The sequence below is a fragment of the Flavobacterium sp. ABG genome (assembly GCF_001027725.1).
GTDB lineage: Bacteria > Bacteroidota > Bacteroidia > Flavobacteriales > Flavobacteriaceae > Flavobacterium > Flavobacterium cupriresistens.
Genome location: NZ_LEKS01000012.1, coordinates 149,146 through 167,706 on the forward strand (window position 1 = coordinate 149,146; position 18,561 = coordinate 167,706).

Consider the following 18,561-nt stretch of genomic DNA (forward strand, 5'->3'; position numbering starts at 1 on the left):
ACTTATAATATCTTAATACTTAGTCCTTTAATGGTTTGCCATCCCTCTTTATCAGTCAAACGAATCATAAAGTGATAATCACCCGGATCGATATCGGCCGGGATAAAGATTTGTTTTGTTGCCTCGTGGCTTTTTTGTCCTTCAGGAATAGGCGTGATGTTGATGTACAACATTGGATTCACCGGTTTTTTGATCGGATCAACCACACAGGTATTGACTTCTGTACTATGTGAATGATGATCAAAATTGTGGTGAATGTCCAAACTATAAGAGCCGAGATTAGCATTGTCCGAAAATTTTGCTTTGAAAGTAAATAGCTGTCCACGTTTTACTTCACTGCATTGTTTCGGAAATGCAGTGGAAGCCGAAATATCAACTATCGGATATTCAGTGTCAATTTCGTTTTTGTCACTGCTACAAGACGTTAAAGCGGAAGCACCGATTAAAAGGGCGACTAAGATTCTGTTTTTTTTCATTTTGTCTGATTTGATTTTAAGTTTATTCATAGGTTTTTATTTGGTATACGAATTGGAAAAGGGGTTCCCGAAAATCATTAAAATAGCACAGCCATTTCCTAAAGAACTATGACAGTCTTTTGCAAATTGGCACAGCATAACCAAGAAAGATTATACTATAAAAAGCCTGTTTTTTTAAGAGAATAAGTAAATCATTGGCAGGGAATAATCCCGAATATCAATCCGTTGTGATTGATTTAAGTTGTTCTGACCGGGCTTCGAAAGGAGATAAACAGAATTTCTGAATTAGGTTTTGACGCTAATTGTTTTTAAATACAAATGAAACACTCAATAACCCAGAAAGGAGGGGGGATGGAATTTCTTAGCAGCAGTACTTATTTAGTATTCAATAAATTAGAAATACGTTGGCTTGACACAAGTCCATAAGACAATGAATTCTGGCCAGTATCTAAGAAATGGTAAAAGAAAAAGTTCTCTTAAAATGACTTAAACTTCAATAAATAATAATGGTATTGCTACTGATTGTATTTAAAACAGAAAATTGCAGTGATCCTTTCGAAATAGAAATGATTACTTTTTTAGATTGTCGGAGGTGCACGAAGCGCAAATAAAGCCCCTTTAAAGAAATTGGAGTACGTTTTGAAATAAAAGTAAACATAAGGCGTATTGCTTCTACTTTTATAGAATTCAAAATGGACATAAGAAAAATTAGCAACCGGACTAAACTTGAAATGGCATATTTGACATTCTTCGCTGGTGTAGTTGTGTGCCTTAAAATCACTTTTGTTGGTAGTGTATTGTTGAACCTTTTTTTCTGCACTGAGATTGTGACTGTGAATATGTTCGTAAGAATGGACAACCGGAAATAGTATTGCAAACAATACTATCAATGGCATTAGAAGATTAATAAATTTTAATTTCTTTTTCATTCTGTGAATCCGGTTTTACTACTACAAGATTACTGCAAATATAAAATACTTATTTATAAATGCAACATTGTTTCATTAAAGTTTTTGCGAGATGTTATAGTTTGGCGCCGTAAACTCCTTTAAAATACTAGTTATTAATGTAATATAGGACTTTAAAATTGTTATTTGTAGGACTAGTAATACTTACTGATTATCTTTAAGTCTGTTGCTTTTTTGAAAGCCTTTTAATTGCAGCTGGTCAGGGATTTGTTAGGACAGAAAGCGTGTCAAATTTTATTTTTTTTTGATTTTTTTGTATCTTAGCGTAGTGTATTATACTGTTAAATAGAGAGTTGAATTCTATTGATATAATATGCTTTATAAAATTCTTACAATTAATAACTGTCGCGCTATGTCATTGGATAAAACTAAATTGAGTCTTTACAGTTTTTTAAAACGACACAAAAATTTAGTAAACAATGCCGCGCTAAATATTAAACCCAATTATTTTGATAAAGATTTGTACTCAGGTCACAGTTACCGTGGATATGATGATGCCGACAGAGACTTTATTTGCACTAAAATAAAGGACCTGGATCTTATTTTTAACGGTAACAATCACAGAATTCAATTAGATGGTATTGATTTTAATACTGAAAAAAAAGCCGTCATTGAACTAATGGCAGTGAAGAAATGTATTGAAAAAGTTCTAATTGAATTGAATGCAATAGAACTAAAAAACAGGGATCGTGATTACTCCGAATACCCTCTTAAAATTACTTATACTACATTTAAGGAAATCGATGATGATTTACAGGTAATTCTCTCGTCCGAAGAAATGTCAAGCTTTCTCCACGATATTGATCTTAGGACACTGGAATATGAGAATCTAAAATTAGAGTTTGGCATTTTGTGGCAGACCAAATTGTTTAGATATTCGTTGCATTTTCTGGCATTTGTTCCATTTTTAACTAGCTGTCTTTATGTAGTGTTTAATGCAGATGATACCGATTTCCCTTTTAATGAAAGACTCGTAATAATTGTTTCAGGCTGTCTGATGACAATTTTGCTGCATGTTTTTTTAAACACCAAAAACTCATTCAAAGAATCTTTTAAATTTATTGCGCCAAAATCAAGGAAAAATCTTCGGGAAAAGAATTGGTTGTTATTTTTGAATGAGGACCATTAATTTGGGTAGTTTTTAAGTAGAAAAGGAATCATAGGCTTTCTTTAAGTTTGACTGTATTTAGTTTGATTAGTTTTGATGAAGGTTAATTGCCCAAAACATATCCGACAAGAGCTGATATCCCCATGACAAAAGTACTCCAGATACTGAGCCGGAGCGCTGCTATAAATATGTTAGATCCACTTGCTTTTGCAGCCAGTACGCCGGATAATATCAAAAAAAGGATAGAGCAGGTGTATTGACAGAGTACCATTTCTTTTATAGGTGCCAGAATAACCACGAGTAGGGGTAGGAGTCCACCAACCATAAAAGACATCGCCGCTGCAAAAGCCGACATGAGTGGGTTGACTTGTTTAATTTCATCTGTTTCTAACTCATCTCTGGTTTCAGTATCATAGGTAGTTGGAGACGACAGCTCTGCGACAACCTCTTTTGCCAGTTCTGTATTTATTCCTTTCTGGATAAAAATACGCGTCAATTTATTAAGTTTTTCTTCCGGCATCTTGTTGATTTCTTCATTCTCTTTTTTGAGATCAGCAGTTTCGATATCAGATTGAGAACTTACAAATACGTATTCTCCTGCCGCCATCGAAAGCGCTCCGGCTGTTAAACCTGCTACAGACGCCAGCAAGACGGGTTCGCGGGTTATACTGGCAGCAGCAACACCAATTGCTAAACTGGTTATAGACAATATTCCGTCTTTAGCACTAAGTACGGCTGCTCTGAACCAGCAGCTCCGGTTAATGTCGAGTTTTTCCATTTCCATAATTTTGATTATATACGGGGTTTAATTTGTACGGGATTGTAAATTGGGTGGGTTATGGTTTCATAATTTATTCTTCTGCTGTTTACTTGTTGGTAAATAAATTAGTTAAGTGCTTGAGTTGATTTGATTCTTTTATGTAGCACACTCTTTCAGCGAATCTTAAAGGTTCACGACTGGCTGTCGTTTTTATTTTTGAACGTGTTGATTTCTTTATAAATGCTTTTGAAAAGGATCATTAAGTAGCCTTTGAAAGTGCTACTGGAATTATAGCTTAAAAAATCTGCGGATAAGTAAGAATTAGGTACGGAAGACCTCGGAATTAAAGCTTAAAAGACTTTAATCGTACTAGTTAAAAGGCTGTATATTATTTTTCGCTGGTCCTAATTTCTAAAGCTATTATTGTGAAACTCTTAAAATTTGCAGTTCTTCTGGTTTTGATTAAGGTTATTAGGTGAAAGTGACTTGGTTATGGGTAAGCTTGCTATTTTACAGGTCTAAAATATGGATTTTCACATTGAAATTAACACGTTTATTTTAATTGTAAATCTTTTGTCTTTGAATGACAAAAATAGTCGTTGAAAGGAGTGTTTTCTTCGAAAAAAATAGGAAAAAGAAGCTCTTTTTTACCCACATAATATATAGGTAAAATAGTTTGTTTTTTTTCAAAAATGATTTAGATAATAACTAGAAATAATTGCAGCTGTAGTTCATTAAGTAGACTTTCACTTAATGAATCACAATTGAGACCCCATAGCGCAATCAATTTGTTTTGTCATTAGTGACGTTGATAGCAGTAATGACAGGGGATATCGACTGATTTAACGTACTGTATTTCGCAGATTTAGAATGAATCTAATTAACCGCATTGTACGAAAAACCAGTAAAACTACTTGGTCGTTTTTTAAAATTATGCTTTACTATTGTAGGAATAAATTTCTAAAAAAGCGGCATTACATTGTGATATAAAATTTTAAAGTCAACTACATACAGTGCTCCTTTTTTTTGAAGTTAAATGGTTTAGTTTTTATTGAGGTAATCTACGGTAGTTATTTGTTTAATAACTATTTAAAATATTTATTATTCGTTTCATTTAAACAAGTAAATCAGTAGGTTATTCAATTAAATCTAACATGGAAAGAAATAAAAAAAGAATCAGAATCAATCTATTATAAGCATCAGGTCTTGAAACAACAATTTGCTGGATTACTATGACAACAGTTTGATTTTAAGACAAAACAACTAAGCCCCTTAACTACGCAAATTATTAACTTTAAAACCAATATTATGTTAAAACGTAACGATCTCGGAGACGAGATGCAAGAATCTCAAAAAATCGCAAGTTTCAGTGCGCAGGAAAATGAACTGGGAGCAGATCCAGGAGCCAATAATAACATATTAGAGAAGTTGATGAAGGGATATACAAAACTCGAAATCGACGACGCGCTTAGACCTTTTTACGAACACAACCTTCAAAAAATTGTAGACGATGTAGACTACGGAGTTTTAGCAGCTTTACAGGGCACTTGGGTGAGCTACAATAATAAAGCTACTAATCCAACAGTAGACAGATTAATAGGAAGTGGAGTACATACCACGATTATGCCTTCGCCGGGTACAAATTCCGGAACTATTCCAGGGAAATATAGTTTTGATTGCCAACAGTATATCGAAAAACTAACATTCGATTTGGTTCCGGGAGGAGTTCGTAACCGTGGTGGTGCCAATGAACAATTTTGCGGAGCTGTAAAATACGAGCAAAGTGTCAAAAGTGTCAGTACTGAAAAAGAAAGCGCTGCTTTAAAATACACGCCAATTCACGAAGAAAACGGTATGTATTTATGGCTTAGTGACGTGTTTAATTATGCTGCCACCGAGAAAACCATTAAAGAAGACCGTGGTTTGCTTCCTGTAGCAGAAACGAATCCAAATAAAGATCTATATCCTGATGGTTATCCGGACGAAACCTTATTTTTAGTTTTAAACGATAAGGGAGTAAAAGAATACGTAACATTAGCAAACTTAAACGGAAGACATTATTATGCAATCTTGGCAGCTAAAGAACTTAAACCCGGAGCCGGTCAAACTGGTCCGTATTTTATACCTGATTATTCTATTTCTAGAAGTGGGGTAATTCCACACGGTAGTACGATAACTTTATTAGGAGATCTTGCTCAAGGGGATAATGGCTTTTTAATTAAAGGTGCACCACAATTTCCGGAAGGGAATGCTGCCTGGAAGTACGATCATCTGGCTATTTCAAGAACAATGGGAGGAGCCGGCGCAAGCGAATCAGACCCAATAAATCTTGATGCACCACCACCACCATGGGTTTTTGAAACATTGAATCACGTGACTGATCCCGAAGAAAACAAAATATATACGCAACGTATACTTGCTAATCCGTTATATCCTTATTCAGTAAGACCGGATTTGCGACTTCGTGATACGAATAAAGGACAAGAGATTACAAACCATGTCCTGATTCAAATGTCTTCGAAAAATAAAACAGGCGCACAAGGAGGAATTATAAATGTTCCTTTTGTAGATCGTTTTGTATCGACAGTCGAAATGAAGATGAATCTGTGGATTGAAACCGTTAAAGAAGACGGAAAAGAGTTTCTACAATTGCAATACGAACAAATTATATTCTTCGAATTTGCTTTTGGAGACAGCGGAGGCACAACAAGCTGGCCACACATACAAGTTAATACATTGCGTAAGATCGAAGATATTCCTGAAGATCAAAGACAGATAATTATAGATCAATTCTACAATACCGGTAAAAAAGATGCTGCTGCGGCCGCTGCCGGATGCCCGTATCATAAAGAATAAAAAACTTTAAAAATAAAACGCTACAGTGTCTTGTCATCAAGACGCTGTGGGGCTTTATTGCCTTTAAAAATCACACTTTCTTCCGCTTTTCAAGCATCTTTTTTTAGAAATTCTAAAAAGTAATGCTGTTCAAAAAAAGTAACCTATCAAATGAATTGATTTGATACCATCTTATAGTACAAGAGATTAAATAGAAATTTAACTAAACAACGTATTATGAATTACAATCAGAAAAGAGACCATTTTATTGCCCCAATATTAGAATGGGCCCAAAAGAATAAACCAAAATCGACTACTGCAAAAGGTATGTATTCAGCTGCTGCTGCTATGAGTGGTTGTGATCATCTGAAAAATGCAAAACCTTTTGAGGTACCTTCTCAATTTACCGGAAAAGATTATATCACCATGTTGCTTCAGATCGATGCTGAAATTGAACAAGGGCTTATGTTGCAATACCTGTATGCGGCTTATAGCATGGGTGGAAAACAAATTCCCGAAAAGTATCAGGAAAAAGTACATACGTGGCAAAACATAATTTTAGGTATTGCTAAAGAAGAAATGGGGCATTTTATCTCGGTACAAAACGTATTAAAAGTGATAGGAGCTCCCTTAAATTTTGGAAGAGAAAGTTATCCTTGGGACAGTCCATTTTATCCTTTTCCCTTTACTTTAGAAAAATTTTCACTTAGTTCACTGGCCAAATATGTCTACGCCGAAGCTCCTTGCGAGTGGCTGGAAAGTGACGATCCGTTGGCAGCCGAAATTGTAGCTTCTGTAGATGCAACTGTCAAAGATCCACATACTGTAGGTGCTTTATTTATAGTGTTACTGCAATTAATTAAAGATCCTAAAGTAATATCCGACGAAACTTTTCAACCTGGAACTTACAACTGTCAGGCGAAGTTTGATGAGTGGGGCCGTGGCTATACCGGAGGAGACCGAGGAACTGATGGAAAAGGAATCTACACCAAAAGCCCTGATGTGTTGGTAGCGCCCTTATTATCTCGTGATGATGCTTATAATGCGTTGGCAGAAATAGCAGAACAAGGAGAAGGTATGGATACAAAAGAGGAAACAACACCATCCCATTTCGAACGATTCTTGCACATTTACAAAGAATACAAAACAATTTTAGAAGAAACCAATAACACTTTCGAGCCTTCCCGAAATGTGGCTACCAATCCTTATGTAGGTTCAAAAGTACATACAACGGAGTCCGGTACTTCACCTAAAAAAGTGGATAGCAATGCTATTACAGATCCTGAAGCCATTCTTTGGTCCGATTTGAGTGATCTTCGGTATCGTTTATTGCTTAACTACTTAAATCATAGTTTTTTATTGGATAATGGTTATAACAATTCTGGAAGCTTTTCGCCTCGTGGTATGATCATCAATTCGGCATTTGGAGAAATGTATAATTTAAGAAGTTTGGCAACTATTTTGGTTCAGACCCCTATCGCTAAAGATGGTGATGTCATGGGAGGACCACCTTTTACACTTCCTTATACCTTTGATTTGCCTTTTGGAGAGCACAACCGCTGGAGAATGCACAGAGATCTTCTCGAGGCTTCTCAAAATATTATCGTAAAGCTAAAACACTTTCAAAATCAACCTCATATTCAATATTTGAATGGATTACAGGAAGCCGATCAAAAGCTACTACAAGTCATTGTAGACTTAACAGAAGAAGTTTCAAATTAATTCAATCCATTTAATAATTTAAAATACTACGATATGAAAATTATAGAATTAAGAATTCTTCCGCCGATCGCAATTGGCAGATTAGGAGAATCAGAGGAACCAATGGCGGCATATGATCTTCAATTATCAAAAGAAAAGCCACTAGATTACAGAGAAATTATTCCCGAAACGACTTTGACCGTAGATCCCGTTTCAGGAGAGCTAAAATCATATAATCCAACGCATATAAAATTTAAAGACGTTAAAACTCTGGCGGACAGAAATGGAAAAATACATCCCGTTTCTCCCTTTTTGGAAGTGTTTGCCATAACAGATCAAAAGCCGGATGAATTAGTACCGCTCACAGAAGCCTTGCTTGCTGAAGCCGGATTGAGTTTGACAGACATTAGTTGGGATGTAGATGTGGCCAACATTAAAATTTTCAGAAGAACGGGGGATGTAAATGATAAAATGTTCGCAAAAATCAACAACATTACCACACACGAAGCCAAACCATTGTTAGCAGACTGCGCCAATTTCCTGGCCAGCAAAAGACTGCCGTTAGGCTCTATTCAATATATAAAACCAACTCCAGAGTTTCCCGAAATAAGGTTGCGCTATACACCGGCAGCAGGAAAAGTGTACGGTTCCGACAGATATAGAAAAACTGGTAACGGACCTAAAGACATAGAAAAAGACCCGACTTTCACAAGTGACGACCAAATACTGTATGACATCAGTGAAGGAAAAGGCAAATGGCGTGGTTACCAAGAAGGCAGTATAACAAATGTACTCTACACTAATCCGGCGCAAATTTTTGCAGGTTATTCGTATACCGATGAGCAGGGGGAAAGCTGGCAGGTAAGCTGGGGTTATATTGATGATGAATGTGATGGTTTTGTAACGGTTAAACTAAAAGTTTCAAGCGAAAAGACCCTAACCGCCAAAGCACATATTAGTGCCGGACCTCCTTCTTTTGCCCCTGATACGTTGCCGATTCGTGTAGTGTCAGATGAGCTCGAACAAATTATATTGAGTACTGATATAGAAGGAGAAGTAACGATAGAAGAAGCCGAAGAGATTATTCGCCGGGCTTTTGAAACCATTCGTTTGATGAATACCGCCATCATGAATGGCAATAGTTACGAAGGAAAACAAAATGTTGCCAGTACCATGGTACGCCAGAACACCAATGATTTTGGTCGTTTCTTCGAACCTATTATGGCAACCTCTCTGGTGGACAATCTTGCTTTACAACTTTTACACGAAAGAGTGTTCAACGGATTAAGTTCCGGTGCATCACCCTGGTTTGGTGATTTATTGCGAAAACCGACAGAAATTGGCGATTTGTCCAGTAAAGCACTCCGAAAAATGCCCGCTTTAATGCGTGGTGCCGATGGTAGGTCACTTACTTTTACCTACCGACAAATCAATATGATTATTAAGGCCGCAAGTACTTCGATGTTCAAGGATATCAATCCGGATACATTGCCTGTAAGTTATGGTTCAGCATTTAAAGCCAACAATTTAACAGCGCAATTGCACTACAGAGGAACAGGAAACCCTATTGCTGTTTTGCCAAGAACGGCCATTTCGAATTGTTTTCCGGGATTGGAATTTGATTTCAGAAATCTTTGGAGAAGAGCCTTTAATGGAATTGTCCTTATCGAAAACAATAACTACGTACTAGAGGCCACGGAGGAAAAATTCAAAAATTTAGTAAAACATCGATTGGTTGCTATAGAAGGCCAACCTACCATGGTGCAGACTTTTGGTCCTTTATTCCCCGATGGAGACAATGTACCTTTAAAAACAGATGCCAATCCAAATGGAGTTTCGTTTATGGAATGGTCGAACTCGATGGTGCATGTTTTACAAAAGCAAGGACAAGAAGTGGTATGTCATTTCACAGCAGAAGAGTCAACACAGGAAGTAGTAGTAGATCTAAAGGAATTAAATAATCCCGAAAAATATATTGCAGTTACCCTAGTTGTTAATACGATATTTGATGGCAATAGTGCCGCATTTTCAGATACCATTATCAAACCCGGAGAATTGACACAAGGACTTTGTGCGCCGTGGCAAAATGATTATCGTGAATGTTCCTGCTATTATTGGGCTGCCAGTAGACCTGATTTTGTAAATATTGTTCCGGATGAAAATGGTTTAAGTACCGGAGATTTATGGATGTCTAAAAAACGAACCGGATCTTATATTCCGGATGATTGGGTAAATTCAAGATTGATTTCGTATCAGGATCTTTTTGAAAACTGGCAAGGAGAACTCAATTTTATCATAGCCGGAAAAGACGCGATACAAAGTGAGCCCGTAAAACCTAAATCAACCAAAAAGTAATGACAGGGGCAACAGAAAGATCCGTTAATGTGGGAATGAATGGGGCCATTGCAACCAAATTGGCACAGCTGATCGTTCCGCAATCGAGACCACGTTCTGCTACGGCGCATTTGGTAAAAGGAGGACAATCGACTCAGATTTTTATTCCAAACGGAAGCCGGCTTTATACTATTTCTGAGGAAGTAGAGCAAAAAATAGCTTTTTTGATGGACGAAAAGAACGAAAAAGGCTTGCAAAACGAACTGATTCGCTTAGGGCTCGACGCTCCAGAATATATCACGGACGAGCCTTTGCAAAGTCCGAGATTACATGCTTTGTCATTGGCAATAGCGCAGAAATGCAATATGGGATGTACGTATTGTTATGCCGATCAGGGGGATTTTGGAGGCCCTACAAAAAATATGTCTTTAGAAACAGCTTTTAAAGCCATCGATCTGTTACTAAAAGAATGTCCCGAACGAGGAAAAGCACAGCTAACCTTTCTGGGAGGAGAACCTCTGATTAACAGACAAGCGATTAGAGAAGCGACTGTTTATGCCGAAACAATGGCAAAGAAAAAAGAGATACAACTCAGCTATTCGATCACCACAAATGGAACTTTGGTCACAGAAAGTGACGCTGTTTTTTTTGAAGAATACGGTTTTTCGGTGACTATTAGTTTGGACGGAATAGGAGAGGATCATGATCGCAATCGCCCAATGAAGGGCGGTAAGGGAAGTTATAACACCATCTTGAAAAACATTCAACCCTTATTGAGGCTGCAGAAAAAAATGCAGGTATCAGCAAGGGTGACCGTAACACCCGAAAATACAAACCTTCCGGCTGTTTTGGATGAGTTTGTTCAGATGGGTTTTCATGGCGTAGGTTTTTCTCCTTTGTTAAGATCCAGTAATGGTCAAAACGAAATGAACAAAGAACAGCTGGCGGTCATGTTAGAAGGGATGATTGCCTGTGGACTTAATTTCGAGAAAAATGTATTAGCAGGAAAACGCTATCCCTTTTTGAATATGGTAAACGCCTTGAAAGAAATTTCAAAAGGAACACACAGACCTTATCCTTGCGGTGCGGGGGCGGGTTATATGGGCGTGTCTGCTGACGAAGATTTATTTGCCTGCCATCGTTTTGTGAATGAAGAGGTCGGTAAAATGGGCGATCTAAATCAAGGTATACAACCGGAGTTACAAAACAATTGGTTAGCCTCACGACATGTAAATACACAGGATCCCTGTTCACAATGTTGGGCCCGTTATCTCTGTGGCGGCGGATGTCATCACGAAGTAATTGAAAAAGGAAGACCGGCTTGTGATTATATTAGATCGTGGTTATTTTACACCATACAAGCCAATGAAAGACTATCGAGATTAAAACCTAATTGGAATACTTAATTCAAGTTGCCATTTAAGTAACTTTTGTTGAATTAATTAAACCGATTTGACGAAAGTATAAAAGGATTAATTTGCCTCTTGCTTTAGTTCAGTGTCATTAAGTTAGGAGTTTTTTTCACGCAGATTCGGCAGATTTTGCAGATTTTTTTTCAATCTGCTAAAATCTGCGTGAGACTTTTTTGATAATCCTTAATTTAATGACATTGTGCTTCAGGAGGAGGCTATTCAAAATGATATTTTGCCAATATTCTAATTTTAACCAGAAATTTATAGTGTTAAAATTCAGAAATGAAGTATAGCCCGTATAATTTCAAACATAAAACAACTAGTAAATTAATTAGCAGAAAAATGAAACGGTTACCTGAAATTTTCGACGTGTTTATTCTTGGCGCAGGTCCTGCCGGATTGTGTGCAGCGATCCGTTTATTAGAGATGGGATATACGGTTGGTATGCTCGAACAAGAAGAATTTCCAAGACCACAAATAGGCGAGTCGCTTTCTCCGGGGATTCGGAATATTTTCGAATATCTGAATGCAAAACACCTACTGGAAAACCCAGCGTATTTAGAAAATTGTGCTGCCAAGGTCATTTGGGAAAACAAAGAACAGGTTTACAATCGTCCCGCTCAAAGTAAGGGTGGAATAATTGTAGATCGAAGTAAACTGGATCAGGATTTACTTGAATTCACGGTTTCGAAAGGATTACAGATAATACAACCTGGAAAATTAAAACAAGCTCTAAATTCTGAAAACGGTTGGCTATTAGAAATAACAGCAGGTTTGGATGAAATTAAAATTAGTTCCAAAATAGTACTGGATGCAAGGGGGCGCAAAGGAACGCTTTTAAAAGAAAGAATGCCAATTGCTCCTTCAGCGGTCGCCGTTTGGACCCACATAGAAACGAACTCAGTCTGCAACGAGGCGCTTATTGAAGCTGTTGAAGAGGGTTGGTTATGGGGATCGCCCGTTTGTGGAAATCGCTATCGGATTATGACTTTTACGGATCCGATTGCCCTAAAAAAGAATAGTGAATCCCATCTTTTGGAGGTCATGCGTAAAACAAAATTATTCTCTCCATTTGTAAACGAAATCAGAGGTGAGGCCATAGAAACCTGTTCCGTTACTTCGTTTGTGAATCAAAATCCTTGGAAGAACGGATTTATAAAAATCGGGGAAGCTGCTTTTACCTTAGACCCTTTGTCTTCAACCGGGGTAGAAAAGGCCATGCGTTTTTCTTTGCAAGTAGCTATTGCAATAAATACTTATCTAAAAGATCCGGATTCGCCACACCCAAAGGATTTTTATGAAGAAAAATTGATAGAATCAGTAGTAAGTCATGCGCATTGGACAGCTGATTACTACCGCAATGCATGGACTAGCAACGAAAAAACAGAGTTCTGGACAAAAAGAACTAATTTTCAACTCGATGTTTCGAAAAATGAAACGGATTTTACACTCAAATTGGAAAAAGAATTTAATACAAATGGTATACTTTTTGAAAAAAAACAAGAACCCATTCCGGTAGATTTTATTCTGTATCGTTTTTGGAATGAGGAAATTGTAGTTTCTCCTCATGCAACGTTTAAAACAGTTTATGCCATTAGCAAAGACAGCATAGTCCTAAAAGAAGCGTTACTGCATCCTAACTTGGAACGACCTTCTGTTTACCTAGATCAAATCGAATTATTTCCTTTTTTAAAAAACATAAACGGCAAAGTCGTTTCCAGTATAGTAGCGCATTTGAATACTACTATTGGAATAGAAAAGTCAAAAAAAATACTCGTTTTTCTTTTGTCCAATCACTTGCTTGTTGTCGATAAAAAAGAGCAAGAGTTTAATCATTATTTGTAAACCGAATCGTATTCAGGTCCAGAGTGTCGGCCTTCTGTGATGCAATTTCGTAGGTTATTTCTATTTCATTTTCCGATACAAATTCGATTTTCTTGTCACACCCTGTAGCACACGATTCTGCAATAATCGGGAAGTATAATTTTTTAGTTTTGTCGTATCCTATAATGTTATGACGGAAGTAAGTAACGATTTTAAAACGATCGTTTTCAATGACCTGATCTTTGTCGTAATTGCCATTAAACTGAAATAGATTTTCGGAGTAGTACGTACTTTTTACAGAATTCGGAAATGAAGATTCAGTATTGGCATTGTTGTCTAATTGCCATTTTTGTTCAAAGTTTTTATAGTAATTGATGTCTTTTTCTTCTTCGGTCGGATTGTAAACCCACTTACTTTTATTCGCAAACTGATACAATTCTTTTTTTATTGTAGCATTGGCTTCTAAATTTTCATTTTTTAAAAACGCACCATCAATACCCTCATCAGATCTTAAAGTAGCTTCTCCGACATATTTTAAGGTATAGGATTTCAGATTATTTACATTTAGCATAATAAAATTTAAAATTATCTCACGATCTCCATTGCCTTGTGAAGACTCCATTACAGCAAACAGAAAATAGTCTTCGTTTTGAATCTTTTTTCGCAAGAAGTGGTGCTCGTCAATATTGACATAATAAAATTCATCTGAAAGCAAAGTCTCTTTTTGAATGAATTGTAAACTTTTACCATTTTTTGTATATCTCGAAACGGTAAGTGCATTTTTCTCCCCAACCAGGAAAAAAGGATTATCAGAACTGATTTCGCTGGCAGAGATTTTAACAACTTCCGTGCTGTCTTGATTGCTTAAGGTAAATAAAGTAGCGGTCTTATTGGAGGTTTCCTTTTCGATATCTTCTTTTCGAATAGTATCAGCTGTTTTTACTTTTTCTGTCTTTTGGTCTTTCTTGCAGGAAGAAAAAGTAAAAAAAGAGAGTAGAAGTATTAGGATCGCATTTTTTTTCATTGCTTTAAATTAGGGGCTATTCCAAGTTTTGAATCGGCAGGTTTTTTTAATCGTAACCGATGAATTTTGTACTTCTATCGGTTTAGATATACCAAATATAGAAAAACAGCTGTAATAAAAATCTTTTCTAATTCCACAAAGTATCTTGATGGTTACTTCGAACACCTTTTAGGTTCTTAAAAATAATACAAATAGAGTTTATTTGTTAAATTATTGCGAAATAACCTGTTTCTGTCTAAACGGTTTTCCTCGTTTATTGCCCCTGTCTAAAACCAATTTTACATCATTTTATCCTGAATTTACTGAGAATAAGTTAGTGTCAAGTTAAGTCCAAAGAAAAAAACGGTTATCCCAAAATTTAGGCTTAAATCACGAGATTTTAGTAAAATTAATCTTTATAGTAAATTAAATTTTTTTATAAAATAATTTTTTATTTATTTTACTACATCGATTTCGTAATGCGATAATCGCAAATAACTACTTAAACAAACAACAAAAATTATGACTAATTTACAAAAGACGGTATTCACTTTTGGCAGTAAAAAAGCCCAAGGTGATGCGTCAATGAAAGACTTGCTGGGTGGAAAGGGGGCCAACCTATGCGAAATGAATCTTATCGGAATGCCAGTACCTCCAGGTTTTACCATTACCACAGAAATGTGCAAATTATACAACAGTGAAGGTAAAGTAGCCGTTTTGGAGAAGATCAAAGAAGAAGTCCATACCGCAATGCTACAGATTGAGGATCAAATGGGCAGTAAATTTGGAGACAATCTAAATCCTTGTTTGGTTTCGGTACGTTCCGGTTCCCGTGCTTCTATGCCCGGTATGATGGATACGATTCTGAATTTAGGTCTAAATGACAAGGTGGTTGAAGGATTGATCGAAAAAACCGGAAATCCACGTTTTGTATGGGATTCTTATCGAAGATTCATTCAAATGTACAGCGAGGTAGTCATGGGGATGAAACCAAAGAGCAAGGAAGACGAAGATCCTTTCGAAGAAATTATTGACCAATTAAAACACGAAAAAGGGGTAAAATTAGATAGCGAATTTACAGCAGAACATTTCAAAGAGATGGTTTCTTTATTTAAAAACGCCGTAAAACAATTTACTTCTACCGATTTCCCGACAGATCCTTGGGAACAACTTTGGGGAGCGGTTATAGCGGTTTTTGACAGCTGGACCAATGAACGTGCGGTATATTACCGCCGATTGAATCATATTCCGGACGATTGGGGTACAGCCGTGAACATACAAGCCATGGTATTTGGTAATATGGGTGAAAGTTCAGCTACAGGAGTTGCTTTTACACGTGACTCGAGTACAGGTGAGAATCTTTTTAATGGAGAATATCTTATAAATGCACAAGGAGAAGATGTTGTGGCCGGTATTCGTACGCCTCAGCAAATTACGCTTGAAGGTTCCAGAAGATGGGCAAGTGTTGCAGCTATTACGGAAGAAGTTCGTGCTGAAAAATTTCCATCGCTTGAAGAAACAATGCCGAGTATTTTTCAGGAATTAATCGATATACAAAAAAAATTAGAGCTTCATTATAAAGACATGCAGGATATCGAGTTTACGATTCAGGAAGGTAAACTTTGGATGCTGCAAACGAGAAATGCAAAACGCACCGGTGCAGCAATGGTACGCATTGCCATTGACATGCACAAGGAAGGTCTCTTAGACGAAGAAGCAGCAGTATTAAGAGTGGACCCAAACAAACTTGATGAGCTTTTGCATCCGGTTTTTGATCCAAAAAGTTTAAATCAAGCCGCATTGGTAGCACAAGGATTGCCGGCATCACCAGGTGCAGCAACCGGACAAATTGTGTTTTTTGCAGATGATGCAGAACTAGGAGCAGAGGAAAACCGTGCTGTTATTTTGGTCCGTATTGAAACCTCACCTGAAGACCTGAAAGGTATGGTGGCCGCTCAGGGTATACTGACGGCACGTGGTGGTATGACTTCACACGCAGCCGTTGTGGCGCGCGGTATGGGGAAATGTTGCGTGTCAGGAGCAGAGCGTCTTCAGATCGACTATAAAAACAGAACGGTATCAATTGGGGATCTGGTACTGAAAGAAGGAGACTGGATTTCATTAAATGGTTCAACCGGTAAAATATACAAAGGCAAAATCGAAACTACTGCTGCAGTACTAAGCGATGATTTTGATACCTTGATGGAAATGGCGGACAAATACGCTACCATGAAGGTCAGAACCAATGCCGATACCCCAAAAGACGCAGAAGTTGCCCGTCGTTTTGGAGCGCAAGGGATCGGATTGTGCCGAACCGAGCATATGTTCTTTGAAGAGGACAAAATCATGGCCATGCGAGAAATGATTCTTGCAGAAGATGAAGCCGGTCGTCGCAAAGCACTGGCAAAACTATTGCCGATGCAACGCAAGGATTTAGAAGGTATTTTTGAAGCCATGAATGGACTTCCGGTAACGATTCGATTATTGGATCCGCCTTTGCATGAGTTTGTTCCTCACGAATTGGAGAACCAAAAAGAAATGGCAGAAGAAATGCGTATTTCTGTTAAATCGGTTCAGGATAAAATTGCCTCGATGCACGAGTTCAATCCAATGTTAGGACACCGTGGATGCCGTTTAGGAAACACCTATCCGGAAATCTCTGAAATGCAGACAAGAGCCATTTTAGAAGCTGCAATAAATCTGAAAAAAGCAGGAATTGAAGCGCTTCCTGAAATTATGATTCCCCTAACCGGAACACTTGCAGAAATGCAAATGCAAAAGCAAATCGTTACGGAAACTGCAGAGAAAGTTTTCCTTGAAAAAGGAGATTCTATTGCCTATTCCGTGGGAACCATGATCGAAGTACCACGCGCCGCACTTGTTGCGGACAGAATTGCAGAATCAGCAGAGTTTTTCTCTTTTGGGACTAATGACCTCACACAGATGACTTTTGGATATTCACGCGATGATGCGGGGAAATTCCTTCCGTTTTATTTGGAAAACGGAATTCTCAAAAACGATCCTTTTCAGGTTTTAGATCAAAATGGAGTGGGGCAGCTTATCAAAATCGCAGCAGAAAAAGGTCTGGCAACACGTCCTGACCTAAAAATTGGAATTTGTGGCGAACATGGAGGTGAACCGTCTTCAATTGAGTTTTGTCATTTAGTAGGAATGAATTATGTAAGTTGTTCTCCATTCCGAGTGCCAATTGCTCGTCTAGCGGCTGCTCAGGCTGCCATCAAAGAAAAAAAAAATTCTAATAAGGAAGTTAATAGTATAAAAAAGACAGAAGAAGATTTGGTTCTTCTTTAGTTAGTTTTTAGTTTGTTTTTTTTTAAAACAGTTGCAGGTATAAACTTGCAGCTGTTTTTTTTTTGATGTAAAGTGAGTGGAAATCTCGCAGAGTCGCGAAGTCGCAAAGTTTTAATGAAAAATAGAAAGAAACTTTCAAATCCTGTGTCATTTCAAGAAACCCACAGTAAGAAAGAGGAAAACACAAGCAAAAAGCCAAAAAATAAAAAGAAAAACTTAGCGACTTCGCGTCTTTGCGGCATTATCAAATCCATATTAAGACCATTACGAGCTCTTTTTTAGTTCTAAACAAGTTTACAAAGAGTACTAATTTCTAATTCAATACGATCTGATTAGAAAAATTCCTACACATTACACAAAGTAAGTACAAGTATTAACTGTCTTATTGTTAGTGATTTGAAATATTCAGAATGAACGAATTAACATTTTTTTACAAAAAAAAACAACTAAAATTTTTGGTTTTACATTTTTAATATACTTTTGTTCTATCAAATTAGTAGAATTTAAAATGAATCAAAAGACAATAGAAAAGATGGTCATCAAAGAGACTTTATTTTTAAATAGGCGAAGGTCATTTGGCTCTTTCATCTTTTAAATGTTGTGATAATTTTAAAAGTGATAGTCTATACTTTTTGCAAAATTTCAAATAAGATTGGCTTTTAATTTTAGAACGAAATGCTATACAGATCAATTCAAATATAATAGTAATCCAAAATAGTTTAAAATGAAGAAACGAATGCGTTGCATGTAAAAAAAAAACCATTTCTGCGGGAACAGAAATGGCGAAGCTTAAAGAAATTGTACATCTCTATAAGGATAGCGCGAGTG

The 18,561-nt window shown here is 37.0% G+C and carries 11 protein-coding genes; 7 read left to right on the forward strand and 4 right to left on the reverse strand.

Features of this window, described 5'->3' with window-relative positions; all coding sequences use genetic code 11:
• Positions 1-2 precede the first annotated feature (2 nt).
• The gene (locus AB674_RS13935; protein ID WP_240478094.1) at positions 3-506 is read right to left on the reverse strand and encodes a DUF4625 domain-containing protein; all 504 of its coding nucleotides are present in this window, start codon (positions 504-506) and stop codon (positions 3-5) included.
• 548 nt (positions 507-1,054) lie between these two features.
• Positions 1,055-1,405: a hypothetical protein gene (locus AB674_RS13940; protein WP_047777526.1), complete on the reverse strand. Its 351-nt coding sequence runs from the start codon at positions 1,403-1,405 to the stop codon at positions 1,055-1,057.
• 391 nt (positions 1,406-1,796) lie between these two features.
• Here AB674_RS13940 and AB674_RS13945 point away from each other — a divergent pair, with 391 nt between their 5' ends.
• Complete coding sequence (locus AB674_RS13945; RefSeq protein WP_047777528.1) at positions 1,797-2,573, forward strand: hypothetical protein; 777 nt, start codon at positions 1,797-1,799, stop codon at positions 2,571-2,573.
• Between the two features lie 82 nt (positions 2,574-2,655).
• Here the strand turns inward: AB674_RS13945 and AB674_RS13950 are convergent, their stop codons facing one another.
• The gene (locus AB674_RS13950) at positions 2,656-3,330 is read right to left on the reverse strand and encodes a VIT family protein (protein WP_395425603.1); all 675 of its coding nucleotides are present in this window, start codon (positions 3,328-3,330) and stop codon (positions 2,656-2,658) included.
• Positions 3,331-4,620: 1,290 nt separating this feature from the next.
• Here AB674_RS13950 and AB674_RS13955 point away from each other — a divergent pair.
• The 5 genes from AB674_RS13955 (at position 4,621) to AB674_RS13975 (ending at position 13,439) form a co-directional block, all read left to right on the forward strand.
• Positions 4,621-6,168: a peroxidase, FMP-type gene (locus AB674_RS13955; protein WP_047777532.1), complete on the forward strand. Its 1,548-nt coding sequence runs from the start codon at positions 4,621-4,623 to the stop codon at positions 6,166-6,168.
• Between the two features lie 216 nt (positions 6,169-6,384).
• Complete coding sequence (locus AB674_RS13960) at positions 6,385-7,869, forward strand: ferritin-like domain-containing protein (protein WP_047777534.1); 1,485 nt, start codon at positions 6,385-6,387, stop codon at positions 7,867-7,869.
• Between the two features lie 33 nt (positions 7,870-7,902).
• Positions 7,903-10,203 (forward strand): hypothetical protein, encoded by a 2,301-nt coding sequence (locus AB674_RS13965; protein WP_047777536.1) that lies wholly within the window; start codon positions 7,903-7,905, stop codon positions 10,201-10,203.
• Entirely contained in the window at positions 10,203-11,588 is a 1,386-nt protein-coding gene (locus tag AB674_RS13970; RefSeq protein ID WP_053004277.1) for a radical SAM/SPASM domain-containing protein, read from the forward strand. The genes AB674_RS13965 and AB674_RS13970 overlap by 1 nt, the downstream gene beginning before the upstream one ends.
• A gap of 348 nt (positions 11,589-11,936) precedes the next feature.
• Positions 11,937-13,439, forward strand: a complete 1,503-nt coding sequence (locus AB674_RS13975) for an NAD(P)/FAD-dependent oxidoreductase (protein WP_165579379.1) — start codon at positions 11,937-11,939, stop codon at positions 13,437-13,439.
• Here AB674_RS13975 and AB674_RS13980 read toward each other — a convergent pair.
• The gene (locus AB674_RS13980; RefSeq protein ID WP_047777545.1) at positions 13,423-14,442 is read right to left on the reverse strand and encodes a hypothetical protein; all 1,020 of its coding nucleotides are present in this window, start codon (positions 14,440-14,442) and stop codon (positions 13,423-13,425) included. The genes AB674_RS13975 and AB674_RS13980 overlap by 17 nt on opposite strands.
• Before the next feature lie 501 nt (positions 14,443-14,943).
• Between AB674_RS13980 and ppdK the strand changes: the two genes are divergently transcribed.
• The gene (gene ppdK / locus AB674_RS13985; protein WP_047777547.1) at positions 14,944-17,733 is read left to right on the forward strand and encodes a pyruvate, phosphate dikinase; all 2,790 of its coding nucleotides are present in this window, start codon (positions 14,944-14,946) and stop codon (positions 17,731-17,733) included.
• Positions 17,734-18,561: the final 828 nt, after the last annotated feature.

Excerpts from the sequence above, each read along its gene's own strand:
- AB674_RS13940 (WP_047777526.1), bottom strand. The coding sequence starts at position 1,405 with ATGAAAAAGAAATTAAAATTTATTAATCTTCTAATGCCATTGATAGTA.
- ppdK (WP_047777547.1), top strand. The coding sequence starts at position 14,944 with ATGACTAATTTACAAAAGACGGTATTCACTTTTGGCAGTAAAAAAGCC.
- AB674_RS13935 (WP_240478094.1), bottom strand. The coding sequence starts at position 506 with ATGAATAAACTTAAAATCAAATCAGACAAAATGAAAAAAAACAGAATC.
- AB674_RS13980 (WP_047777545.1), bottom strand. The coding sequence starts at position 14,442 with ATGAAAAAAAATGCGATCCTAATACTTCTACTCTCTTTTTTTACTTTT.
- AB674_RS13955 (WP_047777532.1), top strand. The coding sequence starts at position 4,621 with ATGTTAAAACGTAACGATCTCGGAGACGAGATGCAAGAATCTCAAAAA.
- AB674_RS13950 (WP_395425603.1), bottom strand. The coding sequence starts at position 3,330 with ATGGAAAAACTCGACATTAACCGGAGCTGCTGGTTCAGAGCAGCCGTA.
- AB674_RS13965 (WP_047777536.1), top strand. The coding sequence starts at position 7,903 with ATGAAAATTATAGAATTAAGAATTCTTCCGCCGATCGCAATTGGCAGA.
- AB674_RS13960 (WP_047777534.1), top strand. The coding sequence starts at position 6,385 with ATGAATTACAATCAGAAAAGAGACCATTTTATTGCCCCAATATTAGAA.
- AB674_RS13945 (WP_047777528.1), top strand. The coding sequence starts at position 1,797 with ATGTCATTGGATAAAACTAAATTGAGTCTTTACAGTTTTTTAAAACGA.
- AB674_RS13970 (WP_053004277.1), top strand. The coding sequence starts at position 10,203 with ATGACAGGGGCAACAGAAAGATCCGTTAATGTGGGAATGAATGGGGCC.
- AB674_RS13975 (WP_165579379.1), top strand. The coding sequence starts at position 11,937 with ATGAAACGGTTACCTGAAATTTTCGACGTGTTTATTCTTGGCGCAGGT.